This window comes from Streptomyces sp. NPDC058576 (assembly GCF_042718715.1).
GTDB lineage: Bacteria > Actinomycetota > Actinomycetes > Streptomycetales > Streptomycetaceae > Streptomyces.
Window position 1 is genome coordinate 38,162 of the sequence record NZ_JBHXPF010000008.1, and the last position, 26,117, is coordinate 64,278.

At 72.6% G+C, this 26,117-nt stretch carries 22 protein-coding genes and 1 pseudogene; 7 read left to right on the forward strand and 16 right to left on the reverse strand.

The features are described 5' to 3' along the window. Window positions 1-236: 236 nt before the first annotated feature. Window positions 237-1,316 carry a glycoside hydrolase family 5 protein gene (locus tag ACFWRV_RS09025; RefSeq protein WP_384330460.1) on the forward strand — a complete coding sequence of 360 codons (1,080 nt, stop codon included), beginning with the start codon at window positions 237-239 and terminating at the stop codon, window positions 1,314-1,316. Between the two features lie 21 nt (window positions 1,317-1,337). On the opposite strand, the gene ACFWRV_RS09030 is transcribed toward ACFWRV_RS09025, so the two are convergent. From ACFWRV_RS09030 to ACFWRV_RS09065, 8 genes are all read right to left on the reverse strand, one after another. Beyond that, window positions 1,338-2,372 (reverse strand): aldo/keto reductase, encoded by a 1,035-nt coding sequence (locus tag ACFWRV_RS09030; protein ID WP_384330463.1) that lies wholly within the window; start codon window positions 2,370-2,372, stop codon window positions 1,338-1,340. Next, complete coding sequence (locus tag ACFWRV_RS09035) at window positions 2,369-2,539, reverse strand: hypothetical protein (RefSeq protein WP_384330466.1); 171 nt, start codon at window positions 2,537-2,539, stop codon at window positions 2,369-2,371. Before ACFWRV_RS09035 ends, ACFWRV_RS09030 begins: the two co-directional genes overlap by 4 nt. Next, window positions 2,536-3,927 (reverse strand): LLM class flavin-dependent oxidoreductase, encoded by a 1,392-nt coding sequence (locus tag ACFWRV_RS09040; protein ID WP_384330469.1) that lies wholly within the window; start codon window positions 3,925-3,927, stop codon window positions 2,536-2,538. Before ACFWRV_RS09040 ends, ACFWRV_RS09035 begins: the two co-directional genes overlap by 4 nt. Before the next feature lie 111 nt (window positions 3,928-4,038). Beyond that, complete coding sequence (locus tag ACFWRV_RS09045; protein ID WP_384330472.1) at window positions 4,039-4,788, reverse strand: ABC transporter ATP-binding protein; 750 nt, start codon at window positions 4,786-4,788, stop codon at window positions 4,039-4,041. Continuing rightward, the gene (locus ACFWRV_RS09050) at window positions 4,764-5,654 is read right to left on the reverse strand and encodes an ABC transporter permease (RefSeq protein WP_384330475.1); all 891 of its coding nucleotides are present in this window, start codon (window positions 5,652-5,654) and stop codon (window positions 4,764-4,766) included. The genes ACFWRV_RS09045 and ACFWRV_RS09050 overlap by 25 nt, the downstream gene beginning before the upstream one ends. Beyond that, window positions 5,651-6,733, reverse strand: coding sequence for an ABC transporter substrate-binding protein (locus ACFWRV_RS09055; RefSeq protein WP_384330478.1), 1,083 nt, complete (start codon window positions 6,731-6,733; stop codon window positions 5,651-5,653). The genes ACFWRV_RS09050 and ACFWRV_RS09055 overlap by 4 nt, the downstream gene beginning before the upstream one ends. Before the next feature lie 18 nt (window positions 6,734-6,751). Then, window positions 6,752-7,252 carry a flavin reductase family protein gene (locus ACFWRV_RS09060; RefSeq protein ID WP_384330481.1) on the reverse strand — a complete coding sequence of 167 codons (501 nt, stop codon included), beginning with the start codon at window positions 7,250-7,252 and terminating at the stop codon, window positions 6,752-6,754. Window positions 7,253-7,632: 380 nt separating this feature from the next. Further along, a complete protein-coding gene (locus ACFWRV_RS09065; protein ID WP_384330484.1) occupies window positions 7,633-8,937 on the reverse strand; it encodes an ROK family protein in 1,305 nt (434 codons plus the stop codon). A gap of 531 nt (window positions 8,938-9,468) precedes the next feature. Here ACFWRV_RS09065 and ACFWRV_RS09070 point away from each other — a divergent pair. Beyond that, window positions 9,469-11,880 (forward strand): endonuclease/exonuclease/phosphatase family protein, encoded by a 2,412-nt coding sequence (locus tag ACFWRV_RS09070; RefSeq protein WP_384330486.1) that lies wholly within the window; start codon window positions 9,469-9,471, stop codon window positions 11,878-11,880. 52 nt (window positions 11,881-11,932) lie between these two features. Here ACFWRV_RS09070 and ACFWRV_RS09075 read toward each other — a convergent pair whose 3' ends face one another. From ACFWRV_RS09075 to ACFWRV_RS09085, 3 genes are read right to left on the reverse strand one after another with little or no spacing between them, the layout of a single operon-like run. Continuing rightward, window positions 11,933-12,859 (reverse strand): alpha/beta fold hydrolase, encoded by a 927-nt coding sequence (locus ACFWRV_RS09075; protein WP_384330489.1) that lies wholly within the window; start codon window positions 12,857-12,859, stop codon window positions 11,933-11,935. A gap of 22 nt (window positions 12,860-12,881) precedes the next feature. Next, window positions 12,882-14,147 carry a beta-ketoacyl-[acyl-carrier-protein] synthase family protein gene (locus ACFWRV_RS09080; RefSeq protein ID WP_384330492.1) on the reverse strand — a complete coding sequence of 422 codons (1,266 nt, stop codon included), beginning with the start codon at window positions 14,145-14,147 and terminating at the stop codon, window positions 12,882-12,884. Continuing rightward, window positions 14,144-14,377: an acyl carrier protein gene (locus tag ACFWRV_RS09085; protein ID WP_384330496.1), complete on the reverse strand. Its 234-nt coding sequence runs from the start codon at window positions 14,375-14,377 to the stop codon at window positions 14,144-14,146. The genes ACFWRV_RS09080 and ACFWRV_RS09085 overlap by 4 nt, the downstream gene beginning before the upstream one ends. Before the next feature lie 250 nt (window positions 14,378-14,627). On the opposite strand from ACFWRV_RS09085, the gene ACFWRV_RS09090 reads away from it, so the two are divergent. Next, window positions 14,628-15,074 (forward strand): nitroreductase family deazaflavin-dependent oxidoreductase, encoded by a 447-nt coding sequence (locus tag ACFWRV_RS09090; protein WP_384330498.1) that lies wholly within the window; start codon window positions 14,628-14,630, stop codon window positions 15,072-15,074. A gap of 30 nt (window positions 15,075-15,104) precedes the next feature. Here the strand turns inward: ACFWRV_RS09090 and ACFWRV_RS09095 are convergent, their stop codons facing one another. Beyond that, window positions 15,105-15,662, reverse strand: a complete 558-nt coding sequence (locus ACFWRV_RS09095; protein WP_384330501.1) for a hypothetical protein — start codon at window positions 15,660-15,662, stop codon at window positions 15,105-15,107. Continuing rightward, the gene (locus tag ACFWRV_RS09100; protein WP_384330504.1) at window positions 15,659-16,261 is read right to left on the reverse strand and encodes a TetR/AcrR family transcriptional regulator; all 603 of its coding nucleotides are present in this window, start codon (window positions 16,259-16,261) and stop codon (window positions 15,659-15,661) included. The genes ACFWRV_RS09095 and ACFWRV_RS09100 overlap by 4 nt, the downstream gene beginning before the upstream one ends. Window positions 16,262-16,408: 147 nt before the next feature. Between ACFWRV_RS09100 and ACFWRV_RS09105 the strand changes: the two genes are divergently transcribed. From ACFWRV_RS09105 to ACFWRV_RS09115, 3 genes are all read left to right on the forward strand, one after another. After that, window positions 16,409-17,140, forward strand: a complete 732-nt coding sequence (locus ACFWRV_RS09105; protein ID WP_384330507.1) for a nitroreductase family protein — start codon at window positions 16,409-16,411, stop codon at window positions 17,138-17,140. Window positions 17,141-17,373: 233 nt separating this feature from the next. Continuing rightward, on the forward strand, window positions 17,374-18,927 hold the full coding sequence (locus ACFWRV_RS09110; protein WP_384330510.1) for an N-acetylmuramoyl-L-alanine amidase: 1,554 nt from the start codon (window positions 17,374-17,376) through the stop codon (window positions 18,925-18,927). A gap of 92 nt (window positions 18,928-19,019) precedes the next feature. Continuing rightward, the gene (locus ACFWRV_RS09115) at window positions 19,020-19,394 is read left to right on the forward strand and encodes a hypothetical protein (RefSeq protein ID WP_384330513.1); all 375 of its coding nucleotides are present in this window, start codon (window positions 19,020-19,022) and stop codon (window positions 19,392-19,394) included. 42 nt (window positions 19,395-19,436) lie between these two features. Here the strand turns inward: ACFWRV_RS09115 and ACFWRV_RS09120 are convergent, their stop codons facing one another. Continuing rightward, window positions 19,437-20,108 (reverse strand): hypothetical protein, encoded by a 672-nt coding sequence (locus tag ACFWRV_RS09120; protein ID WP_384330516.1) that lies wholly within the window; start codon window positions 20,106-20,108, stop codon window positions 19,437-19,439. 73 nt (window positions 20,109-20,181) lie between these two features. On the opposite strand from ACFWRV_RS09120, the gene ACFWRV_RS09125 reads away from it, so the two are divergent. Next, window positions 20,182-21,048: a DUF3626 domain-containing protein gene (locus ACFWRV_RS09125; protein WP_384330519.1), complete on the forward strand. Its 867-nt coding sequence runs from the start codon at window positions 20,182-20,184 to the stop codon at window positions 21,046-21,048. 51 nt (window positions 21,049-21,099) lie between these two features. Here the strand turns inward: ACFWRV_RS09125 and ACFWRV_RS09130 are convergent. Together ACFWRV_RS09130 and ACFWRV_RS09135 are read right to left on the reverse strand one after the other, a co-directional pair. Beyond that, window positions 21,100-24,764: pseudogene (locus ACFWRV_RS09130) on the reverse strand (S8 family serine peptidase). Between the two features lie 204 nt (window positions 24,765-24,968). Continuing rightward, window positions 24,969-26,111 carry an XdhC family protein gene (locus tag ACFWRV_RS09135; protein ID WP_384330522.1) on the reverse strand — a complete coding sequence of 381 codons (1,143 nt, stop codon included), beginning with the start codon at window positions 26,109-26,111 and terminating at the stop codon, window positions 24,969-24,971. Between the last annotated feature and the right edge of the window lie 6 nt (window positions 26,112-26,117).

Consider the following 26,117-nt stretch of genomic DNA (forward strand, 5'->3'; position numbering starts at 1 on the left):
GGCACCCCGCGCGCCACTCGTACTCGCTGGCGCTCTACCCGCTGCGGGTGCAGTGAGCGGCACAGCGGCCCACCCAGGCCGAACGCGTGGGGGGCAGGGCCCCGACGGGCCCTGCCACCCACGCGTGTTCATCGGCAGGAAAGTCTCCCCTCACCGTTGACGGCAATTGGTAGGAACCTTTACTTTCAGTTCTGCCGACATGGCGCCTCCCACCCCCCTCCGAAGGGAGCACCACCATGCACCAGCGCACCAATCCCCCCACCGGCTCCACCCCCACGGCCGGCCGCCGCAAACTGGCCCGCAAGGCTCTGTTCGCCGCGTCCGCGCTCGGTGTCGTCACCGCGCTCATGGCTCCCGTCCGCGCCGGAGCCGCACCGGCCCCCGCCGTCCCCGCCGCCGCTACCCCGCTCGCCGCCAACGGGCAGCTGTCCGTCTGCGGCCGTCAGCTCTGCAACGCCTCCGGCCAGGCCGTCGCGCTCAACGGCATGAGCACGCACGGCACGCAGTGGTACGCCCAGTGCGTCACCGACGGTTCGCTCGACGCGCTCGCCCAGGACTGGCGCGCCGACGTGCTGCGGGTCTCCACCTACGTACAGGAGGGCGGGTACGAGACGGACCCGGCCGGATTCACCGCCCGTGCGCAGAAGTTCGTCGACGCCGCGCACGCGCGCGGCATGTACGCGGTGATCGACTGGCACATGCTCTCCCCGGGCGATCCGAACGCGAACCTGGCGCGCGCCAAGACCTTCTTCACGGCCATGGCGAAGAAGTACAAGAACCACCCGGGGGTGCTCTACGAGATCGCCAACGAGCCCTCGGGGGTGAGCTGGTCGGCCATCAAGTCGTACTCCGAGCAGATCATCCCGGTGATCCGGGCCGAGGACCCCGACGCGGTGGTCCTGGTCGGGACGCGCGCCTGGTCGTCCTTCGGGGTGTCCGAGGGCTCCGACGAGACGGAGGTGGTGAACAACCCCGTCAACGCCTCGAACATCATGTACACCTTCCACTTCTACGCGGCGTCGCACCGCGAGGAGTACCTGAGCGCGCTCGACCGGGCCTCCGACCGACTCCCCGTTTTCGTCACCGAGTTCGGGACGCAGAACTACGCGGGCGAGGGCGCGAACGACTTCACCATGTCGCAGCGCTACCTCGACCTGATGAAGCGGAAGAAGATCTCCTGGACCAACTGGAACTACTCCGACGACCACCGGTCCGGCGCCGCCTTCAAGACCGGCACCTGCAACGGGAGCAACTGGACGGGGACCGGGGTCCTGAAGGAGGCCGGGGTCTGGATCCGCGACCGCATCCGCCAGTGACCCCGGCCCTGATCGGCAGAGCTAGGCCGAACGGCGGCGCAGGGAGGCGTCGGTGAGGACTGCCGGGGTGTAACCGGCTTCGCGCGCCGACAGGTTGACGCCGGGCGGGACGATCTCGTCGATCCTGTCGAGGACGTCCCGGCTCAGCCGCACCTTGTCGGCGCCGAGCTGGCTCTCCAGCTGCTCGAAGGTGCGCGGCCCGATGATCGCCGAGGTGACGGCCGGGTGCTCCAGCACGAAGGCCAGGGCGAGTTGGACCAGGGTGAGCCCGGCCTCCTCGGCGAGGACGGCGAGCGCGTCGGCGGCCGCCAGCTTGGCCGCGTTCTCGGGTGCGGCGATGTCGAACCGGGCGGCCTGGCGCTCGGCACGGCTGGAGGCCGGCTGCTCGGCGCCCGTGCGGTAGCGGCCGGTCAGCCAGCCACCCGCCAGCGGGCTCCAGGACAGCACCCCGAGCCCGTACCGCTGCGCCACCGGCAGCACCTCGCGCTCGATCCCCCGGGCCAGCAGCGAGTACGGGGGCTGCTCGGCGACGACGCGCTCGCGGCCCCGGCGCTCGGCGGTCCACTGGCCTTCGACGATCGCGGAGGGCTCGAAGGTGGAGGTGCCGATGTAGCGGATCTTGCCCTGGTGGACCAGGTCGGAGAGCGCGCCGAGGGTCTCGTCGAAGTCGGTGTCGGGTTCGGGGCGGTGGACCTGGTAGAGGTCGATCCAGTCGGTGCCGAGCCGGCGCAGGCTGTTCTCGACCTCGCGGATGATCCAACGGCGGCTGTTGCCGAACTCGTTGGGGTCGTCGCCGAGCCGCCCGTGGAACTTGGTGGCCAGCACCACGCTGTCGCGGCGGCCGCCCGCCAGCGCCTTGCCGACGATGGTCTCGGACTCGCCCTGGGAGTAGACGTCGGCGGTGTCGACGAAGTTGATGCCGGAGTCCAGGGCGTGGTGGATGATCCGGATGCTGTCGTCGTGATCGGTGTTGCCGCGCGCACCGAACATCATGGTGCCCAGCGCGAGGGGGCTGACCTGGACGCCGGTGCGGCCGAGGCTGCGGTATTCGGTCATCCTGCACTCTCCTTGACGAGGTGTGTGGTGGTGTCGGGGTGGTTCGCGGGCAAAGTCGGTGCGCCGGTCCGCCGGAAGGCCTCCCACAGCCGGTGGTACGGGCCCCGCGCCGCGAGGAGTTCGGTGTGGGTGCCGCTCTCGACGACCGCTCCGGCGCAGTCCGTCACCGGGCCCCTGCCGTGGCCGGGACGGCGTCGGGCCGGTCCGCGGTGCTGTCGGCGGCGTCGAAGAGCTGGTTGGCGGGGCGCGGCAGGCCGTAGTGCTCGCGCAGGGTGGAGCCGGTGTACTCGGTGCGGAACAGGCCGCGTTCCTGGAGGATCGGGACGACCCGGTCGACGAAGACCTCCAGGCCCGAGGGGAGCACGGCGGGCATGATGTTGAAGCCGTCGGCGGCCCCGCTGTCATACCAGTGCTCGATGGTGTCGGCGACCTGTACGGCGGTGCCCGCGAAGGTGCGGTGGCCGCGTCCGCCCCCCAGCCTGCCGATGAGTTGACGTACCGTCAGCCGTTCGCGGCGGGCCAGTTCCACGATGAGCGTGTAGCGGCTCTTGGCGCCCTCGATCTCGTCCTCGGTGGGGATGTCCTCGGGGAGTTCGGCGTCCAGGTCGAGGTCGTCCGGGGCGATCTTCAGACGCAGGGCGAGCTGCCGCTTGGCGTACTCGGGGACGATGAGGCGGTCCAGTTCGGCGTCGAGCTCGTGGGCCTGGGCCTCGGTGTCGCCGATGACGGGGACGATGCCGGGCAGGATCTTGATGGCGTCCGCGTCGCGGCCGAGCGCCACGGCGCGTGCCTTGACGTCCCGGTAGAAGGCGATGCCCTCCTGAAGGGTCTGCTGGGCGGTGAACACCGCTTCGGCGTACCGGGCGGCGAAGTCCTTGCCGTCCTCGCTGGACCCGGCCTGCACGAGCAGCGGGTAACCCTGGGGCGGGCGCTGGACGTTGAGAGGTCCGTCGACACGGAAGAACTCGCCCCGGTGGTCGATGGGGCGGACCCGGTCGGCGAGCGCGTGGACGCCCTGCTCCTTGTCGGCGACGACGGCGTCATCCGCCCAGCTGTCCCAGAGCTTGGTGGAGACCTCGACGAACTCGGCGGCGCGGCGGTAGCGCTCGCGGTGGAGCGGGGTGTCGTCCAGGCCGAAGTTGCGGGCGGCGTCGGCCCCGGCGGTGGTCACGATGTTCCAGCCGGCCCGGCCGCCGGAGACATGGTCCAGGGAGGCGAACCTGCGGGCCAGGTTGTAGGGCTCGTTGTAGCTGGTGGACGCGGTGGCGATGAGCCCGATGTGCTCGGTGGCCCCGGCGAGCGCGGTGAGCAGGACGGTGGGTTCCAGCTTGGCGGCGGGGCGGCGGCCGGGGTCGCCCATGAGGACCGGGCTGTCGGCGAGGAACAGGGAGTCCAGGCGGCCGCGTTCGGCGATCCGGGCGAGGTTCTTGTAGTGCGCGATGTCGGAGTTGGCCTCGGCGGGGCTCTCGGGGAGCCGCCAGGACGCCTCGTGGTGTCCGGTGGACATGAGGAAGGCGTTGAGGTGGAGCTGCTTGCGGGGTCCGGCGGAAGGCATGGGTGTCTCCAGGCAGGTACGGGAGTGGGTCCCGGGCGGGTACGGGAGGTGCGTGAGGCCGGGCGGCGGCCGTCTCGGGCAGAGCCGGTCCCGGGGTGGCGTCGGTGCTCCTCAGACGGCCGCGGGCGGCTGGGCGACCCCGAGGGCGGTGAGCAGGGTGTCGCGGTACTCCTGGAAGCGGGCGTCCCGGCGGGAGCGCGGGGTCGGCAGATCGATGGCGAGGTCGACGGAGATCAGACCGTCCTCCAGCACCAGGACCCGGTCGGCGAGCTCCACGGCCTCGTCCACGTCATGGGTGACCAGGAGCACCGCGGGGCGGTGGCGCTCGTACAGTTCGCGCAGCAGGCCGTGCATCTTGATCCGGGTCAGGGCGTCCAGCGCCCCGAACGGCTCGTCGGCAAGCAGCAGTTCGGGTTCGCGGACCAGAGCGCGGGCGAGTGCGGCGCGCTGCTGTTCGCCGCCGGAGAGCTCGTGCGGCCAGGAGCGGTCCCGGCCGGCCAGGCCCACTTCCTCCAGGGCGGTCAGGCCGCGCTCGCGGGCGCCGGGGCCGCGCAGACCGAGGGTCACGTTGTCCAGGACGCGGAGCCAGGGCAGCAGCCGGGAGTCCTGGAAGGAGAGCGACACCCTTTCGGGGACGAGGAGTTCACCGGAGCCCTCGACCGTGTGGTCGAGCCGGGCCACGGCCCGCAGCAGGGTGGACTTGCCCGAGCCGCTGCGGCCGAGGAGGGCCGTGAACTCCCCCGGCGCCACCGTCAGGTCCAGCTCCTTCAGGACGATCCGGTCGCCGAACCTCCGTACCAGCCGGGTGGTGCGGACGGCGGGCGGGGCCTTCGTGATCAGCCCGCCAGGGTGCGTCGCCATGACAGGACCTTCCTTTCGATCGCGCGTACTCCCGCGTCGGAGGCGAAGCCGAAGATCCCGTAGGCGACCAGGCCCACGATGATCACGTCGGACTGGGCGTACTGCTGGGCCTGGAACATCATGTAGCCGATGCCGCTCGTGGAGTTGATCTGCTCGACGACGATCAGTCCGAGCCACGACGACGTGACGCCGAGCCGCAGGCCGACGAAGAAGCCGGGCAGCGAGCCGGGGACGACGACCTTGCGCAGGAACTGGGACCGGCTGAGATCGAGGCCCTCGGCGAGCTCCACGTACCGGCTGTCGATGGAGGTCAGCGAGGCGTAGGTGTTGATGTACATGTTGACCGCGACGCCGAGCGCGATCACCGTGACCTTCATCTGTTCGCCGATGCCGAGCCAGAGGATCAGCAGCGGCAGCATGGCGAGCGAGGGGATGGCGCGCTTGATCTGGAGGGGCCCGTCGAGCAGGTACTCCCCGCTGCGGCTGAGCCCGGCCGTGACCGCGAGGACCACCCCGGCGGTGACACCGAAGAGGAGGCCGAGTCCGGCGCGTTGGAGGGAGATGAGGACGTTGTCCTGGAGGCGTCCGGTGGCGACGAGGTCGGCGGCGGTGGAGATGACGCTGCCCGGCCCGGACAGGATGCGCGGGTCCAGGTGGCCGGAGGCCGATGCCGCCCACCACAGGGCGACGAGCAGGACCGGCCCGAGAAGCCGGCCGAAGGGGATCGGCCGTCCGGGGCCGAGCCGTCTGCGGGTGCCGCGCGCGGCGGCGGGTCCCGCCCGGCCCGCGGTGTCCTCGGCGGGCGGCGCGTCCTCGGTGAGGAGGGCAAGGCCGCCGGGGCGGGCGGTGGGCAGCAGGTCGGTCATGACGTCTCCCGGTACTCGGCGGGAACGGACTGGGCCGCCAGCCCCTCGAAGCGGCGGTCGAACAGGTCGGCGACGTCCTGCTCCGGTACGAAGCCGCCTTCGGCCATCAGGTCGGCGGTCTCCTGCTCCCAGGCGACGGCCTGGTCCCAGCTGACGGGGAACTGCGGCTTGTGGAGGGAGGCGACGATGCGCCGCCCGTCGGCCACGGAGACGCCCTCGCTCTTCACGTAGTACGTGTCGATCCACTCGTCCGTGTTCTCCCACGCCCACACCAGGCCCTTGGCCCACAGCGGGATGAAGCTGCGGACGGCGGCGGCCTTGGCGGGGTCGTTCAGGACCTCCACCGGGGCCCACAGCACGGTGAGCAGGTCGACCACGTCGGTCTTGAGGCCGGTGGCGCCGTCCTTGCCGTACTGGTCGAGGTACTTGGTGAGGGTCGGCTCGCCCAGCGGGGCCACGTCGACCTGCTTGGACTGCAGCGCGGTGAGGAACTGGGTGCTGGGCAGCGCGACGAGTTCGACGTCGCTGTTCTTCAGCCCGGCCGCCTTCAGGGCACGCAGGACGACGACGCCCTGGGCCTGGCCCTGGGAGAAGCCGATCTTCCTGCCGCGGAATTCCTCCACCGACGCGATGTCCGAGCCCGGGGCGGTGGCGAAGGTGTAAATGGGCCGGGGACGCACCTGGACGGCGACGATCTTCGTATCGACGCCGATGGCCTTGGCCTGGATCGGCGGAATTCCCGCGTTGGAGGCCAGGTCGATGGACTGGGCCCGGAAACCCTGGATGATATCGGGGCCCGCGCTCAGGTTCGGCCACTCGGAAACGGTGAAGGCGAGGTCCTTCTGAAGGCCCGCCGGCTCCAGCTGGAGCCTGGTCTGACGGACCGCGACGGTCAGTTTCGTTCCGGGCGGCGGGGCTCCCGAGGGGAGTTTTCCGGTGGGCTCGGAACTGGCCACGGTCTTGGCCTGCGGAGAGCAGGCGGCGAGGCCGAGAACCGTTCCGGTGGCGAGCGCGAGAAAGGACCGACGGCCGACGGTTCGGGTGGTCGCGGAAGAAGTATTGGTCTGGTGACGAGGCATGGGGTGTGTTCCTGGGTCTCAGAGGGAGTGATAGGCGCCGTCGTGGAACAGCAGCGGGCTGCGGTCCTCGTCGAGCCAGGAGTCGGTGACCCGGGCGATGACGATCCGGTGGTCGCCGGCGGGCACGATCCGCTCGGTCTCCAGGCGCAGCCAGCCGGCCACTCCGTCGAGCACCGGCTCGCCCTCCGGCAGCCGCCGCCAGGCGGTCGGGGCGGCGAACCGGTCGATGCCGCTGGTGGCGAAGGTCCGGGCGAGGGACTCCTGGTCGGCGCCGAGGAAGTTGACGACGGTGGAGAACGCCTCCTCGACATGCGGCCAGGAGGAGCTGGTGGTGCCGATGCCGTACGAGACCAGCGGCGGATCCAGGGACAGCGAGGTGAGCGAGGTGGCGGTGAATCCGACGGGGCCGCGGCCGGAGTCGGCGGTGACGACGACCACGCCCGCCGGGTAGCGGCGGAACACCTGCTTGAAACGGTCGGGGGCGTAGGCGGGGGCGTAGGAGGGCACGGTGACGGTCAACTTCTCTCCCGGAATGGAAGGAGGGGAACGCGGAGAATGGGCGCGCGGAGGTACGGGGGTACGCGGGCGCGGCCGGGCAGAACAGAGCGCGCGACAGGAAAGGGAATACCCTGCGGTAATCGACCTGTTACGCGATCCGCCCGGAATTCAGCGGGGTGTTATCGAGAACCCGGACAGGAGCGACGACGACAGGGCCGGGAGGAAATCCTCACCGGCGCAGCCGCGCGACAGCGGCGTGCCGCGCGGGGCACGCTCTGCTGCATACGCTGTCGGCTGGTCATGAATTCATTGTCCCGTCGGGCCTTCCGGCCGGTCAACAATGCAACGTTCTGAATTAAGTCGGGTTCCGTGCGGTCCGGGGAGCGGGCGTGCGGTGGGGTTCAGGACACGGCGGGCAGCGCGGGCCAGGGGCCCAGCGGGTCGGTGTACAGAGCGCCGAGCGCCACCGCGCCGCCCGCGGTGGCCAGGACCGATCCGGTGAAGCTGCTCGGCACCACGGCCCGTTCGGGGTCGTCGCAGACCCAGGAGCGGCGGGCCACCTCGGCCCGCAGGTCCGCCAGGCACTCCGGCATGCGGCCGGCTCCCGGCTCGACGACCACGAGGACCTCCGGGTCGAACATGTCCAGCAGCAGGGCCGCCGCCCGGCCGACGAGCAGGGCCCGGCGGCGGAAGAGCCCGAGGGCACGCTCGTCCCCGGCCAGGGCTCCGTCGAGCAGTTCGGTGAACGAGTCGACGTACAGGCCCTGTTCGGCGGCCCGGCGCACCATGGCCCGCTCCGAGACCTCCGACTGGAGGCAGCCGGCGCGACCGCACGAACAGGGCTCGGCCCCACCCGATCCGCCTGATCCCAGGGGCAGATGAGCCACGCTGCCCGCGCCGGAGCGGGGGCCCAGGTGCAGGCTCCCGGAGCTGGCGAACGCCGCGTCCACCACAGCCCCGACGAAGAGCAGGACCGTGCTCACCCGGGTCGACGTCTCGCCGAACAGCTGCTCGGCGCGGGCCAGCGCCCGGGAGTGGCTGTCCACATGGACCGGGAGGCCGGTGGCGGTTTCGAGGATCTCGCGCACCGGGACGTCCCGCCAGCCCAGGTGCGGATGCTCGACGACGACTCCGGCTGCCGGGTCCACCCGGTGCCCGGTGGCGAAGCCGAGGGCGAGGACGGTACGGCCGGCCGCGTGCGCCTCGACGAGCCGGGGCAGCCGGTCGGCGAGGTCGCGCAACAGGGCGGGCCCGGTGGCCAGGCCGCGCGGGGAGCCGTCCGGGACGGTGGCGTACGGACCCCTCGCGCCGATGGCGTGCGGTTGCCGGTCCTCCGCGACGATCCGGCCGCGCAGGTCCATCAGCGAGACGGTGGAGTGCGCGACGGCGACATGGGCCCCGGCGACGAGATAGCGGCCGGTGTCGATCTCGACGGGGATGTGGGGGCGGCCGAGCCCCTTGGGTCCGGCGGTCTCGGCGCCCTCCCGGACGAGCCCGCGCGCCAGCAACTGCCCGACGTGGCCGGTCACCGCCGCCGGGGAGAGACCGGTGAGCCGGGCGACGGTGGACCGGGCGACGGGCCCGTGGTCGAGGATCGCGCTCAGCACGGAGCCGGTGCCGGGGGTCCGGCGGGCGGGCAGGGCGGCCGGGATGTCCGAGCGGCGCAGCGGGGCGGGGCTGCGGGCGGGCACGGGCGGACGCTTCACAGGTGTCTTCACAGGTCCTCGATGGCAGCGGGCCGTGCGGGAAGGCGTCCGGACGGAGCCTCGTGCCGAGGACCCGCCGGCGCAGGGCCGGCGAGGGTTCGGCTTCTCCCGTGGAACGGTTGCCCCGGGTGCGCGCACCGGAAGGGTTCCGGTGGCGGTCGCGGCGGGGCGGGTGACGTTCAGGCCCGATGACACGCCGCGGAGCACACGCGCTTCAGGTCGACATGACCTCGCGTCGTCAGGTGTGCGGATCGCTGCATGGCGCGCAACGTAGCCGGAACGGCGTAACCCGGTCAAACCACTGACCGCATGGTGGACGGCCGTCCCAGCAGGGGGCGTTGCCCCACTGTTGCCGCACGTGACAGGCGCATGGCGGGCGTACGAAGCGGGCGCACGGCGGCCTCCGCGGGACCGGGAAGGGCCGCCCGCCATCGGGCCGATGCCGGGAATTAACCGATGATGCCTTGTCATGCCCCGTTCTACGCGCATAGCTTTTGCCCCTACTACTCAGTTCAGTTGGGGGCACCTCCCGTGCAGATATACAGATCCGGTTCCGTCCTGCTGACCGGCGCCGTCGCCGTCGCGCTCGCGGTGACCGCCCTGCCCGCCGCCCAGGCGGCGCCGTCCGCCACCGCCGTCATCTCCGAGGTGTACGGCGGCGGGGGCAACTCCGGCGCGACGCTGACCCGGGACTTCGTCGAGCTGGCCAACGCCGGCTCCGCGCCCTTCGAGGTCGGCGGCCTCAGCGTCCAGTACCTGCCGGGCAGCCCCTCGGCCGGATCGCAGTGGCAGGTCTCGGAGCTGTCCGGGTCGATCGCGCCCGGCGGCCGCTACCTGGTCGCGCAGGCCGCGGGCACCGGCGGAACGGTCGCCCTGCCCACCGCTGACGCCACCGGCGCCGTCGCCATGGCGGCGGGCAGCGGCACTGTCGCCCTGGTCTCCGGCACGGCCCCCCTCACCTGCAAGTCGGCGGCGGACTGCGCGGCGGACACCCGGATCGTGGATCTGGTCGGTTACGGCTCCGCGGTCGTCCGGGAGGGCAGCGGCCCGGTCCCCGGCGCCTCGGCCACCGCCGCCGTCGCGCGGGCCGCCTCCCTCGCCGACACCGACGACAACGCCGCCGACCTCACCGCGGGCGCGCCCACCCCGGTCAACACCAAGGGGGAGACGTCCGGCGGCGGTCAGCCGCCCGAGGAGCCCGGCCCCACCGAGCCCGGCGACGTACGGATCCACGACATCCAGGGCACCACCCGCGTCTCCCCGCTGGAGGGCACCGCGGTGACCGGCGTCCCGGGCATCGTCACCGGCGTCCGGACGAGCGGCTCGCGGGGCTTCTGGATCCAGGACACCGCGCCCGACAGCGACCCGCGCACCGGCGAGGGCCTGTTCGTCTACACCGGCTCCACCGCCCCGACCGTCAAGGCCGGCGACGCGGTCCTGGTCAGCGGCAAGGTCGCGGAGTACTACCCGGGCACCGGCACCCAGTCGCTCACCCAGATCACCGCGCCCCGCACCACCGTGGTCTCCTCCGGCAACGCGCTGCCCGCCCCGGTCGTCCTCGACGCCCGTACGGTGCCCGGCCGTTACGTGCCCTCGGCGGACGGCGGAGCGATCGACGCGCTGCCGCTGAACCCGGCCCGGTACGCGCTGGACCTGTACGAGGCGCTGGAGGGCTCCCGCGTCACGTTCGCCGACACCCGGGTGACCGGGGCGACGACCGCGTACGACGAGATCTGGGTGACGGTCAAGCCCCGGGAGAACCCGACCCGGCGCGGCGGCACGCTCTACGCCTCGTACGAGGACCAGAACACCGGCCGCCTCAAGGTGATGTCGCTGGACCCGGCGCGGCCGGTCCCCGCGGCGAACGTCGGGGACGTGCTGAAGGGCCGCACCACCGGCGTCCTCGACTACGCGAGTTACGGCGGCTACAACGTGCAGGCCACCGAGCTGGGCTCGGTCGTCGACAATAAGCTGCGGCGCGAGGTGACCCGCAAGCAGAAGAGGGACGAGCTGGCGGTCGCCACGTACAACGTGGAGAACCTCGACGCGGGCGACGACCAGAACAAGTTCGACACCCTGGCCGAGGGCGTCGCGGTCAACCTGTCCTCCCCCGACATCGTCTCGCTGGAGGAGATCCAGGACGACAACGGTGCGGTGAACGACGGCACGACGGGCTCCGAGGCGACGCTGAAGCGGTTCACGGACGCGGTCGTCGCGAAGGGCGGGCCGCGCTACGCCTGGCGCTACATCACCCCCGAGAACAACAAGGACGGCGGCGAGCCGGGCGGCAACATCCGTAACGTCTTCCTCTACAACCCCGAGCGCGTCTCCTTCACCGACCGCGCGGGCGGCGACGCCACCACTCCGGTGCGGGCCGTCGACACCTGGAAGGGCGTCGAGCTGTCCGCGTCTCCGGGCCGGATCAACCCGGCGAGCCCGGCGTGGGCGGACAGCCGCAAGCCGCTGGTGGGCGAGTTCGTCTTCCGGGGCAAGCCGGTCTTCGTCATCGGCAACCACTTCGCGTCCAAGGGCGGCGACCAGCCGCTGCACGGCCGCTACCAGGAGCCGACGCGGTCCTCGGAGACGAAGCGGATCCAGCAGGCCGTCGAGGTCAACACCTTCGTCGCCTCGCTGCTGAAGGCGGACCGGTCGGCGCAGGTCGTCGCGCTCGGGGACTTCAACGACTTCGAGTTCTCCCCGACGATGAAGGCGCTGACCCAGGGGAAGGCGCTGAAGCCGCTGATCACGACGCTGCCCGTCGGCGAGCGGTACAGCTATGTCTTCGACGGCAACTCGCAGACGCTGGACCACATCCTGACGAGCCCCGGCGTCCGGCGCCTCGACTACGACGTGGTGCACATCAACGCCGAGTTCGCCGAGCAGGCGAGCGACCACGACCCGCAGGTGGTGCGGATCAAGGTCGGCGGCTTCTGGCCCTGGTAGGGCGCTGACCCGGTGGGCGGACCGACGCTCGGGGCCGCCCACCGGGCCGCGCTCAGGTCCGCCCGGCCGGGGCGCCGGCCTGGCGCGGCAGCGTGACGGCGTCGGCCGGGCCGGGCGCATCGGTCGCGCCCGCCGCCGGCTCCCGCCCGGTGAAGAACCGGGAGACCAGCGAGGCCACCTCGTCGGCCCGCTCCAGGACCACCCAGTGGTCCGACTCCTCGATCGTCAGGAAGCGGCTCCCCTCGATCGTCGCGGCGAACTCCCGCTGCCGCGCGGGCGAGGTCACCGTGTCGTGCTCCCCGGCGAAGACCAGCGCCGGTACGCCGGTGAGCCCACCGGTGAAGTCGGGCCGGTCCGCCAGCGCCCGGTAGAGGGAGTCCGCCGCGTGCGGCGAGTGGGTGAGCGCGTGCAGGAAGGAGCGCCGCACATAGCGGAGCGCCAACTCCCGCCTGTGCACCGGCCGTTCCGGGTCCAGGCACATCAGCGCGTCGGCAGCCGTCGCGGCGAAGCCCTCGCGGTCCCCGGCGGCCAACTGCTGCCGGGCCCGCTCCCAGCAAGCGACCTGGGCCGCGTCGATGTGGACCGGTACGCCGCCGAGGGCCAGGCGCGCGACCCGCTCCCGGTGGCGGCGGGCGAAGCCGAAGGCGATGGCGGTGCCGTAGGAGAAGCCGAAGACGTTGAGCCGGGGGGCGCCGAGGTCGTCGGCGATGCCGAGGACGGCCCTGCGCAGCAGATCGGCGCTGGGTCCCGGCGGGAGCGGGTCGGCGCTGCCCATGCCGGGCAGGTCCGCGGTGACCACGTCGGCGGCGGGGCCCAGGTGGTCGTCCATCTGGGGCCAGCCGAACATGCCCTGGAGCGCGCCGCCGAGAATGAGCGTCGGTTCGGTGGCGGGGGCGCCGCCGGGGCGGGAGTGCGGCAGGACGCGGTAGCCGTAGCGCACTCCGTCGACCGACAGGGTCCGGATGATCTCCTCGGGCATGTGCTGGTGGGTTCCCTTCCGCTCAGGCCCGGGTGAGGACGAGGGCCGCGTTGTGGCCGCCGAAGCCGAGCGAGGTCTTGACGGCGCAGTCGAAGGCGGCGGCGCGGGCCTCCTTGGCGACCACCTCCATCGGGATCTCCGGGTCGGGGGCGTCCAGGTTGACGGTGGGCGGCACCAGTTGGCGCTGGAGGGCGAGCACGGTGAGCGCGGTCTCGATGCCGCCCGCCGCGCCGAGGGTGTGCCCGGTCATCGCCTTGGTGGAGGTCACCAGGGGGCTCTCGCCGAGGACCCGGCGCAGCATCGAGGCCTCGATCAGGTCGTTGGAGAGCGTCGAGGTGCCGTGGGCGTTGACGTGCCCGACGTCGGCCGGGGAGAGGCCCGCGTCGGTGAGCGCGGTGCGCAGGGCGCGCTCGATGCCGAGGCCGTCCGGGTCCGGGGCGACGGCGGAATGGGCGTCGCTGGAGGCCCCGTAACCGTTCACGTGGGCGCGGACGGTGGCGCCCCGGGCGCGGGCGTGGTCCGGGTGTTCGAGGACGAGCAGGCCCGCGCCCTCGCCGACGACGAAGCCGTCGCGGTGGGTGTCGAAGGGGCGGCAGGCGGCGGCGGGGTCCTCGCGGCGGGTGGAGACGGCCTTGAGGCTGCAGGCGCTGGCGATCAGGAGACGGGTGCAGGTGGATTCCGCGCCGCCCGTGATGACGATGTCGCAGGCCCCGGAGCGGAGCATCTGGTGGGCGGTGCCGATGGCGACGGTGCCGGACGAGCAGGCGGTGGAGACGGCCTGGCTGGGGCCGTGGACGCCGAGGTCCAGGCTGACGCTGCTGGCCGCGCCGTTGACGACGCTCAGGGGCGCGAGCTTCGGGGAGACCCGGCGGGGGCCGCGCCCGGCGAGGGCGGCGGCCTGCTCGTCGTAGAAGGGCAGGCCGCCGTGGGCGGAGCCGATGACGACGCCGACCCGGCCCCTGTCCCAGACGGCCGGGTCGAGCCCGGCGTCGGCGACGGCCTCGCGGGCGGCGATGACGGCGAGCTGGGCGAAGCGGTCCATCAGCCGTTGGGCGGCCACCCCGAGGACGGCTCCCGGGTCGCAGTCGGTGACGGAGTAGAAGAAGTCGCAGGGCAGGTCGGCCAGTTCGGGCCGGGCGGCGGCGGACGGCGCGAGGCCCTCGGTGACGCCGTGCCAGGCGGCGTCCACGCCCGTACCGGCCGAGGTGACCAGGCCGACGCCGGTGACGGCGGCGGCGAACGGGGCGAGCGGGGCCCGGCGGTAGGACGGTGCGGTGGCCGCGCTCATGCGGAGACCTTCCCGTCCACGGCCTCGACGAGGCGGCCGAGGGTGTCGCGCGAGGTGAGCGCGACGTCCTCCAGGTCCACGTCCAGCCGGTCCTCGATGTGCAGCCGCAGCTCCTCCAGTGCGAGGGAGTCCAGCCGCAGCCGGTGCAGCGGAACATCGGGGCGGATGGCCTCGGGGTCGGTTCCGAACTTCGTCACCAGCAGCGTGCTGATCTCTTCCGAAGTGCTCATTCGGCTCTCCTGGGCTCGGTGACGCGGTGACGCCGGCCGCGTGTGAGGGGAGGTGGAGGGAGGGGCCATCGGGGGACGCCGGCTGCTCCGGAAGGACCCTTTATACGCCTTCCCCGCCGGGTTCCCGGTCCGCGTTCCCCCGTGCGGTGGGAGGGCTGTCCAGGTGTACGAATACGGGTGCGGCGCCGGGCGGATGCCAGGATGGGGGGAACCCGTCCCGTACGGGACGGCACGAGCGAAGGAGAAACCCATGACGGCCGAGCAGGACGGCGATGCGGAGGTCGCGCTGAGCCCCGCCGACTGGGTGGCCCGGCAGGCCGAGCTGTACGAGTCCTCCGGCGGCACGAAGGGCACGACCCAGCTGGGGGTGCCCTGCCTGCTGATGGACTACGTCGGCCGGCGCAGCGGGACGGTGCGGCGCACGGTGCTGATGTACGGGCGGGACGGCGAGGACTATCTGATCGTCGCGTCCAACGGCGGCTCGGACCGGCCGCCGCTGTGGTATCTGAACCTCCAGGCGAATCCCGAGGTGGAACTCCGGGTCAAGACCGAGCGGTTCGGGGCCGTCGCGGCGACGCTGCCGGCCGAGGAGAAGGCGCGGGTCTGGCCGGGTCTGGTGGAGCTGTTCCCGCGCTACGGGGAGTACCAGGCGGGCACCGAGCGGGACATCCCGGTCGTGCGGCTGACGCGGAGCTGAGACGGCGGGCGGCGGGGCGGCGGCGAAAGGTCACCGCCCCGCGTCCTCCGGGAGCAGGTGGGCCAGCAGCAGCTTGATCACCAGCACGGGGGCGAACCAGGCCAGCTCGCCGGGGACGGCCACCGACGTCGACGCGACCGTGATCGCCAGGGCGGAGACAGCGAAAGCGACCGGGCGCCGCAGATCCCGGGGAGCGAGCAGGATCATCGCGGCCCCGCCGAGCGTGAGCGCGTAGACGATCGAGGCGGAGAGCAGGCCGAACCCCGGGACGAGCAGAGCCAGGACGAACGGCTGGACATGGGCGGCCACGAACCTGAGGTGGTGCCGACCGGAGCGTCCCGGGCGGTGGAACCGGCGCTTGGCGGACCGCGTGGCGTTGACGACGGTGCCACCGAACAGATCGAAGGCCACCACGGCGATCACGGTCAGCGGTAACCACGTGTGGTGGGCGCGCAGAGCGAGGACCGTCGCGAACAGGGCACCGGCGAGCGCACCCGCGTAGCAGAGGACCCGCTCACCCCGCTCGGCCTCCGGAGCCACCAGCTGCGCGTCGAGCCACCGGGCCGTCGTGACCCCCGCGGCCCTCACGCCGCACCCCTGCGGCGCAGGCCCTCGACGCATACGTCGACGATCGGCGCCGCCAGCTCCGCGATCGGCAGCGCGGGGTCGACGATCCACTGCAGCACGCAGCCCTCGATCGCCCCGACGACGACGGCCGCATGATCTTCGCCCGCTCCCGCGCGGGAGATCCCCTCGGCCTCGGCGTCCGCGAGCAACTCGGCGATCACCGCGCGGTACTCGCGGTACACGGCCGGGACGTCCACCCCGGAGGCCTCCCCCTGCCGCCGGGCGGCCCACAGGTCGACGAGGATACGGGCGAGCTCGGGTTCGGCCGCGACCATGTCCACCACCGACCGCACCAGCGAGGCGAGCCGCTCCAGCCCGTCCCCCGCACCGCCGCGGGCCTGCTGGATCACCGCCTGCGCATGCGCCGCGTACTCCTCGAAGGCGGCCACGAGCAAGGCGTCCCGGCTGTCGAAGTACAGGTAGACGCTGCCCTTGGCGACGCCGGCTTCCGCGGCTACGTCGTCCACCCGCGTCGCGGCGAACCCCTGCCGGGCGAACACCCGCACGGCGGCCCTCAGGATCATCTCCCGGCGCGCCACCGAGTCGACTCTCTTGGCCATGTCGTGAGCCCTCCATCGAATGACTGACTGGTCAGTCATTATACGCCAGACGCACTCGCTGCCACGGGTCGTCGCGCGGCGGCGACGGCGAGAGGACTCCGGACCGACCCTTACGACGCACCGGTCCGGACCGTAAACTCCGCGATCATGACCATGGAAACAGTTCAGGCCGACCCGTCCGCCCCCGGCGGCCCCGCCCTCTTCGACACCATGTCCACGATGCGCGCCATGCGCCGCCTCAAGCCGGACCCGGTGCCGGAGGAGACGGTCGAGCAGCTGATACAGGCCGCCGTCTGGGGACCCAGCGGCGGCAACATGCAGTGTTACGAGTACGTGGTGGTGACCGACCGCCAGGTGATGGCGCGGCTCGCCCCGCTGTGGAAGCGGTGCGTGGACGCGTATCTGGCGACGACCGGGAAGCACGCCCCCGAGGGCATGGACGAGGCGGCGTACAGCCGGATGGTCGCGGCGATCGAGCATCAGCGCGACCACTTCGCCGACACCCCGGTGCTGATCATCCCGTGCTACCGGTTCCCCGAGCCGCGCCTGGACGAGGAGGGTCTGGCGGCCTCGGCCCAGGCCCTCGGCCCGGCGGGCACCCAGCACATGATGGACACGCAGACACGCTTCCAGGCGCTGGCCGAGGGCTCCTGCGTCTACCCGGGGGTGCAGAACCTGCTGCTCGCGGCCCGGGGGCTGGGGCTCGCGGCGAACATCACCATCTGGCATCTGATGCTGGAGCAGGAGTGGAAGAAGGAGCTGGGCATCCCGGAGGACATGGCGACGTTCGCCGCCGTTCCGGTGGGGTGGCCCGCCGGCAACTTCGGTCCCGTCCGGCGGCGCCCGGTGGCGGACGTCATCCACCGCGACCGCTGGTAGCGGCCGGCCCGGCGTCAACCGGTGCCGACACCCCTGTCGGGTGACGCTCGACGTCACCCGACAGGCCCAGCGTCCAGACAACTCCCTTGGATTTGCAGGATGTTGCCACCGGCATCGGCGACCCGCCTCTTTGTCATGCTCCGCTCAGATCGATAGCCTGGCCGGGATCGGCATCCCTCTGGCCCACCCGGGCCCGAGGGCTTTTTTCGTCCACCGACAGAGCAGGAGCCCTCATGCCCCTCCGCACCGCCGCCCGAACCCGGGCCCGTGCCTGTGCCGTGGCCGCCTTCACCGCCACGGCCCTCCTCACCACGGGGCACCCGGCGACGGCCGCCCCACGGGCGGACACGGCCGACCCGGTGAACCGCGCCTTCGCCGAGGCGTCCCAGGAGTACGGCGTACCCCGCGATCTGCTGGCCGCCGTCGGCTACGGCGAGTCCCGGCTGAACGGCCACGGCGGAGAGCCCAGTCAGGCGAACGGCTACGGCGTGATGCACCTGGCGAGCAACCCCGCCAACCGGTCCCTGGAGAAGGCCGCCGAACTGACCGGCGAGAGCGCCGCCCGGCTGCGCCGGGACACGACGGCCAACATCCTCGGGGGCGCGGCCGTCCTGCGCGACCACGCCGACGCGCTGGGCCTCGACGCCGCCGAGCGCCGGGACGTGAACGCCTGGTATCCGGCGGTGGCCCGCTACAGCGCCGCCGAGGAGCCGGCCGCCGCGCTGTACGCGGACGCGGTGTTCACGTTCCTCGCCGAGGGCGTGTCCGCGACGGTGGCCGGCGGCGAGGAGGTGCTCGTGCCCTCCCGGCCGGTCGACCCGGACAAGGACGCGCTGTCGGCGGCCGACGTCTACGCGCAGAGCGAGGACTATCCCTCGGCACGCTGGGTGCCCGCCGACTCCGAGAACTTCGCCGTCAACCGAACGGCGACCGTGGACAAGGTGGTCGTGCACGTCACCCAGGGCTCGTACGCGGGTTCCATCAGCTGGTTCCAGAACCCGGCGTCCCAGGTCAGCGCCCACTATGTGATCCGATCCTCGGACGGTGAGGTCACCCAGACGGTCCGGGACAAGGACACGGCGTGGCACGCGCGCAGCGCCAACGCCTCGTCCGTCGGGATCGAACACGAGGGGTGGGTCGACGAACCGGCGTGGTTCACCGACGCGATGTACCGCTCGTCGGCCGCGCTGACCTCGCACCTCAGCGCGAAGTTCGGCATCCCGAAGGACCGGGCGCACATCGTCGGCCACAGCGAGGTGCCCGGCAACGACCACACGGACCCCGGCCCCAACTGGGACTGGAACTACTACCTGGAGCTGATCGGCGGTGATCCGGGCACGGGCGGCGACGGTCTGACGTTCCCCCTCTACACCACCCAGCAGTCGGGCTCGTCGGGCCCGCAGGTGACCGCCGTACAGAAGCTGCTGACCGAGCAGAAGTACCAGCCGGGCACGGCGGACGGCCGGTTCGGCCCCACCACGAAGAGCGCGGTGGAGGCCTTCCAGCGGGCCCGCGCCCTCGGCGCCGACGGGACGGTCGGCCCGAAGACCTGGACGGCCCTGCTGTCGGCCGGCACGACCCCGCTGCTGAAGCAGGGCAGCTCGGGCGACGCGGTCAAGCGGCTCCAGCGGTCCCTGACGGCGGCGCTCGGCACCACGGTGGGCGTGGACGGCAGCTTCGGCCCGACCACGCAGACGGCGGTACGCACCTACCAGACGACCCGCGAGCTGGGCGTCGACGGCCAGGTGGGCCCGGCCACGTGGAAGGCCCTGCAGAGCGGAAGGTGAGCACGGGCCCGGGCGGGGCTCTCCCCAACGCGGAGGGGGAACCGCCCGGTCCTGCCGGGCTGTGCCCGGGCCCGGCCCGGTAGCGTCATCGTGTGTGCTTCTACGCGATGGTCCACTACAAGCTGCACTACGCCTGCGTCCCCTGCCGCGTCAGCTTCAAGCGGTTCCCCCTGGACGGCGGGGCCTCGCCCTGCCCGAACTGCGGCCGTGCGCTCGTCTGCGCGGGCCACGACTTCGCGCCTCCGCCGCGCCGTGACACCGACGCCTGGAGCGCGGTCGCGGCCGTGCTGGGGGCGGGCCTGCGCTACGAGGGCCTGGAGCCCTGCGGCTGCGGCAAGCGGCCGCGGTTCCGCCCGCGCACCGGCGCGGAGGTCCGGGCCCGCCTGGCAGTGGCGGCCCGGACCGGGGTGCCGGTGGCCGAGGCACTGGCCCGGCGCGATCCGGCGGTCGCGGAGGAGGACGACTGACCCCGGGGCCGGCGGCGGGCCCGCCCCGAAGGGCTCACCGGCTCACTCCCCCGCGCCGACCGGGTACCCGATCTCCTTGATGTCCTCGGCCAGTTCGGCGGGCACGCGCTCCGGATTGATCGCGGCGACGACCTCGTCCGTCAGCGGTCGCAGCGCGTAGACATGGCGTACGGCTTCGAGGTCGACGGCCCTCTCGAAGTAGTCCTCGGCCCACTCCTGGTACGACTCGGGCGTCCCGATGACGAGCAGCTGGAAGAGCCCGTCCGCACCGTCGGAGTCCTCCCCGTCCTCCGGGAACTCCACGGCCCCCGCCCGCCAGCGGTCGGCCCCCCTCTCCCGCCAGAGGCAGGCGGTGACGACGGGCATCCCGGACTCGTCGCTGAACGACGGCTCCTCCACGTAGCGCCGGAACACGGCGGGCACCTCGTCGAGCACCCCGGGCCAGGGGACGTCGTCCACGTACGGGCTCATCGGCGACTCGTGGTCGAAGCCGCGCGCGTAGGCGCCGTCGGCGGAGAAGACGATGGAGTACTCCCCGCCCGCCCCGTCCTGCATGGAGGCCATCGCCTCGGTCGGCGACCACTGGGCGTCGAAGCCGTGCCAGCGGTGGTCCCACTCGGGGCACAGGATCGCGTCGAGCATCGCCAGGGAACGGCAGAGGTCGGTAAGGGCGGATATGCCCGGCAGCGTGCGGGCCACGTCGTGAACGCTCATGGGCTCATCCAACCGCACCGGCCGGCGCGGGTATTCACGTGCACCCCCGGACGCCGCCGGGCACACTGGCGCGATGACCTCCGATCCTCCGCTCTCCCCGTTCCGCAGGCGGGCGCTGGCGCACGTCGCGTCGCTGTCCTCGGGCGCTCCGCTGAGGGCCGGGACAGCCGTCACCCTGAACTTCCACCCCGACCGCACGGTGGCGGGGCGGCCGATCCTGGAGCGGCTGGGCGAGGACGGTCTGTACGTCTCCCAGTTCGTGACCGGCACCGGCAACGGCGGGCTCACCGCGTACCCCGGCGGGGAGCGGTGGCGCTGGGAGAGCCGGATCTTCGGCGGCGCCTACGACCGGGCCGGGGCGGGCGAGCGGCCCGTCTACGGGGCACTGGACGTCCGGCAGAACCCGTTCGGCGGCGCGCCCCGGTTCGGGTCCGCGCACTTCAGGCTGGCGGCGGACGTCCTCGCCGCGGCCACGTTCTGCTATCCGGACAGCGCCACGGAGCCCGTCCACTTCGGGGTCGCCGCCCGGATGTCGGGACTGGTCGAGCTGGCGGCGGCGGACCACCGTGACGCCCTGGACGACTACATCGAGGCGCAGATCCACGCCCCGGTCCGGCTCGGCGGAGACGTGGCGGCGCTGGTCCTGGATCCGGTGTTCCGGGGTACGGAGGTGGAGGCGGCCGCCCACCGGCTGCCGTGCCCCGTCGAGTGGCACCCCGGGTTCCGGCTCTCCGTGGAGGAGCTGCGGCGCCATCCCGGCTACCGGGGGCCGGAGTTCGTGGCCCTCGGCTCGATGCTGGCGGTCGACGGGTGGCTGGACGCCCGGATCATCGGCGACGCGGTACGGGCCGGCCTGCACGACGCGCAGGACCTGAAGCGGGTCTGGCATCTGCTGGCCCGTTTCGGACGGGCGCCCGCGGTCATCCCGGCCGGGGGCTGACGCACCGGGTCCCGCACTCCCCCCGGAAGTGCGGGACCCGGTTTCAGAAGGTCACTTCAGGCCGAACGCCCGGATGATCTCCTGGTCGACGACGAGCCCGCCGGGGCCCTCCGCGTGTGCCTTGAGCGAGACCGAGGCCGCTCCCTTCGACGGGGTGCGGAACTTCGCGGTCCACTCGCCGGTGCTCTTCTTGCGGAGGTCCACTGTGGACCAGTGCTTGCCGTCGTCGTAACTGACCGACAGCGAAGCCTTGTCCGCCTTCACCGCGCCCGGCAGCCATTCCTGGGTGCCGGAGGTGAGGCCGATCTCCGTCGTGCGCCCGGCCCGGACGTCGCCGGCGAGGTCGGTGTCGACGGCGTAGTCCAGCTGGAGCATCGGGATGTCGGCCTGGTGGGGACCGGCCTCGTCCAACGCGCCGGAGACGAAGCCCCACTCGGAGTGCGTACGGGTCGACGTCTTCCAGGTCTGCGCGTCGCGCCGGGAGTCGATGACCAGGCGGTAGGGCTGCCGCTCGGCCGGCAGGTCACCGAGGTAACCGGCCCTGCCCGCGCCCTTCTTCAGCTCCGTGTCCCCCTGGTAGAAGGCGTACGAGGTGGTGTCGTACTCGTTCTCGGGCATCGAGCCGGAGTGGCCCGCGCCCGCGTCCGTCCACGGCGTGATGTTGAACTGGAGGTCGTTGTCGACCGTGCGGAACGGACCCCATTAGCCGGTGCCGAGGCGAGGGCGGGTCACCGGGGCGAACCACTCGGCGCGGTAGTCCTTGCCCGCCCGGTAGTCCAGCTCGGCGCTGCGCATCTCGTGCGCCCGGTCGGACTGCTCGGCGTTGAGCACCGAGTGGTTCTCGTACCAGAACGAGTCGCCCGGCAGCGGGTTGACCCATTCGGTGCGGACGTCCGGGAACTGCTCGTACTCCTCGAAGCCGAGGCCGGGACCGTAGTCGGGGATGTCGTAGCGGTAGCCGCCGCCGAGCGTCTTCCGGTGGCCGTAGAAGGTGTTCTCCACCTCCGCGAGCTGACGCGTCGAGGGGGCGAAGGCCAGCGAGCGGTCCGGGATCGTGCCGTCGTGGCGGTCCACCAGGTCGTACAGGTAGTCCGCGAACCTCTTCTGGTCGATCTCGATCTTCTTGCCGCGCTGCGCGGCCCTGATCAGGTCCTCGCCCGCGGACTTCTGGACCGAGGCGACCGGGATCGTGGTCTCCTCGCCGTAGGGGGTGTAGCTCTCCATCGCCACACCGCGCTCGTCGTTGACGACGAACAGGGCCTCGGCCCCGGCGGCCAGCGCGGCCGCGAGGCGTTCGGCGGGCGCGACACCGGCGCTGCGGGTGACGACGACGGCCTTGCCGCGTGCGTTCACGCCCCGGTAGTCGGCCGGTGCGCCCTGGCCCGCGTACACCGCCTTCAGCTGCTGCCCGCGGTCCTCGGCGATCGCCGCACCGCCCTGGACGCGGACGGGCACGTCACGGCCGTCGGCCTCGACGTCGAGCAGCTCCTCGCCCTGACGCCAGCGGGTCAGGAAGCTGAAGCCGCCCTCCTTCACCTTCTTGGTTGGGCTCGCCCACAACTGGTCATAGGTCAGGGGTATTTGGTACGCGTCACGCTGGACGGTGCCGTCCGGTGCGGTGCGCGCCATGTCGTACCGGAGCTGGCGGGTCTCGGTCTCCTTCGGGGTGCGCACACTGACCTTGCGGGCCTTGGAGGCGTCGAGGGTGACGGTGGTGGACCCGGTGAGGATCGTCTCGGGGGCCGCGAGGAACGCGACGGCCCGGGAGTCGGGGCGGTCGCCGTCGACGTCCACGGAGGCCCAGGCGGTGTAGTTGCCCGGCGGCAGGCGCAGGGTGGTCTCGCCGCCGCTGATCTGGACGAGGCCGAGCTGCGGGTCGCCCAGCACGGCGAGGACGACCGTGCCGTCCATCGGCTTGCCCGACCGGTCGCGGAGCTTGAGCGTCAGGTCGTGCAGCTCCTTCTCCTTGGTGAGCGCGAAGCCGGTGTGCGCGACCGTCGCACCCGCCGCGTCGGTGGCGACGACCTGGCCGGAGAAGGTGGTGTCGTTGGCGACCTTCGCCGGGTCCAGCGACAGCACCGCCTCGGCGGAGCCGCCCGCCGGGACGGTCAGCGTGTCGGTGGAGAGCGTGTAGGCCGCCTCCTCCGTGTCGGTGGCGAGGTTCAGCGTGACGTCCGCGTCACCGGAGTTGCGGTACGTGACGGTGCGCTCGGCGATCTCGTCGGACGGACTGTGCGGCCAGGCGTAGGAGGCGACGGGGACCGATCCGGTGGCCTCGATCGTCGTGTCGATGGCCGCCTTCACGTCGAGGCGACCGGTGCCCTGCTCGTACGGGGTGTAGGCGTCCAGCTTCTTGGACGAGGTCATCAGCGCGTCCTTGATGCGCTGACCGGTCCAGTCAGGGTGACGCTGCTTCAGAATTGCTGCCGCGCCCGCGACATGGGGGGTGGCCATCGACGTACCGGACATCGACTGGTACATGCCCGCGATGCCGGGGACGGACTGCGAGGCGGCGGCGTTGATGTCGACGCCAGGGGCCGACAGGTCGGGCTTCAGTCCGTGGGAGCGGACGAGCGGGCCCATGGAGGAGAAGGCGGCGCGGCCGTCCCGCTTGTCGACGGCGGCGATGGTGAGCGCCTGCTCCGCCGATCCGGGCGCGCCGATCGTGCCCGCTCCGTACGCGTTGCCGGCCGCGATGACGAACAGCGGACCGCCGTCCGCCGAGAGGGAGTTCACCGCCTGGGACATCGGGTCGGTGCCGTCGTCGGGCACCGGGGAGCCGAGGCTCATCGAGACGACGTCGGCCCCTTCGGCCTTCGCCCACTCCATGGCCTCGATGATCCCGGAGTCCGCGCCGGAGCCCTCGTCGCCGAGGACCTTGCCGACGAGCAGGTCGGCCGCCGGGGCGACGCCCTTGTTCGCGCCGTCGGACGCCGCGCCGGATCCGGCGATGGTGGAGGCGACGTGGGTGCCGTGGCCGTTCTTGTCGTCGACCTCCTCGCCCGGGACGAAGCTGCGGGTGCCGACGAGGCGGTCCTTGACGTCCGGGTGGTCGGCGTCGACGCCGGTGTCCAGGACGGCGACCTTGGTGCCTTTCCCGTCGAAGCCCGCGGCCCACGCCTCGGGGGCCTTCACCTGCGGTACGGACTCGGCGAGCAGCGCCTCGGAGCGGCCGTCCAGCCAGAGCTTGGCGATCTGGCCGTCGAGTGAACGGGCCTTCGGGGTACGGGTGATGGCGTCCCAGAACGTGCGCGCACCGTCCTTGTCGGCGCTGAGCGCGGCCCCGTGGATGGAGGCGAGGGTGCGGACCTTCTTCGCGCCGCGCGGGGCGGCGGGCAGGGCCTCGGAACGCGCGGGCGGGTAGGTGGCGATGAGCGGGACGGAGCCGGTGCCCTCGTCGTCGTATCCCATCCGGACCAGGGCCGAGACGTTGAACAGCCGCCGGTCCAGGGTGCCTGCCGCGATCAGCGTGGTCGCCTCGTCGGGCAGGACGTACACGTCCTCGCCCGCCTGCTGGATGCGGACGCCGCCGCTCGCGCCGTCGGGGCGGTCCACGGTGACGGTGTCCTGGCCGCCCGGGCCGTCCACGTACGCACGACGTCACCGGTGATCAGGGTGACGGTGTGGCTCTCGGTGCGCGGGGCGGAACGTGGGGCGTCGGCGCCCGGTGCGGGGGCGGCGCCGGCGGTGCCCGCACCGGCGAAGGGGACCAGCATGCCGCCCAGCAGGGCCGCCGAGGTCGCCAGGAGCAGGGCTCTGCGTCCTGGGCGGGCGGATCTCGCCCGGCCGGGAACGGAGGAGGGGGAAGAAGTCATGCAGCTGATCTACCGGTAGATCCGGGGTGTCCGCTGCGTTCCGGGCGGGCGGGAAACCGCCGTGGCGGTAACCCGCCCGGGCTGGACGGGGTGTTGACGGGCGTTTCAGGCCACCGATGCGAGCAGCTGTCCGCTGCTGTCGTGGTGGATGGGGGTGTGGGCCCCGGTGAGCGGTACGCCGCTGCCGCCGCGCCGGACCGCGACGATCTCGGCGGCGATGGACAGGGCCGTCTCCTCCGGCGTACGGGCGCCGAGGTCGAGGCCGATCGGCGAGTGCAGCCGGGCCAGTTCACGGTCGGTGAGGCCGATCTCGCGCAGCCGGTCGTTGCGCTCCAGGTGGGTGCGGCGCGAGCCCATCGCCCCGACGTAGGCGACCGGGAGGCGCAGAGCGGCCTCCAGCAGCGGTACGTCGAACTTGGCGTCGTGGGTGAGGACGCAGAGCACGGTGCGGGCGTCGGTCTCCGTGCCGGCGAGGTAGCGGTGGGGCCATTCGACGACGATCTCGTCGGCCTCGGGGAAGCGGGCCGCGGTGGCGAAGACCGGCCGGGCGTCGCAGACGGTGACCCGGTAGCCGAGGAACTTCCCGGCCCGGACCAGCGCGGCCGCGAAGTCGATGGCGCCGAAGACGATCATGCGCGGCGGCGGCACGCTGGACTCGACCAGGAGTTCGATGGGCCGGCCGCAGCGGGAGCCCTCCGCGCCGATGGCGAGCGGCCCGGTGCGGCCCGCGTCCAGCAGGGCCCGGGCCTCGGCGGCGGCGGTCCGGTCGAGCGCCGGGTGGCCGCCGAGCCCGCCCTCGTGACTCCCGTCGGCGCGGACCAGGAGGGGGAGGCCGAGCAGCTCATCGGGTCCGTCCGTGACCCGCGCCAGCGCGGCCGCCGCCCCTTCCGCGGCGGCCGCGAGCGCCGCGGCGAACACCGGTCGGCCGGGATCGTCCGCCCGTACCGGTGTCACCAGGATGTCGATGATGCCGCCGCAGGTCAGGCCGACCGCGAAGGCGTCCTCGTCGCTGTAGCCGAACCGCTCACGGACGGATCGCCCGTCTTCCAGAGCCTGTTGGCACAGCTCGTAGACCGCCCCCTCCACGCATCCGCCGGACACCGACCCGATGGCCGTGCCGTCGCGGTCGACGGCGAGGGCCGCCCCGGGCTGCCGGGGCGCGCTGCCGCCGACCGCCACCACCGTGGCGACGGCGAACTCGCGTCCCTGCGAGACCCACCGGTGCAGCTCTTCGGCGATGTCCAGCATGGCGTT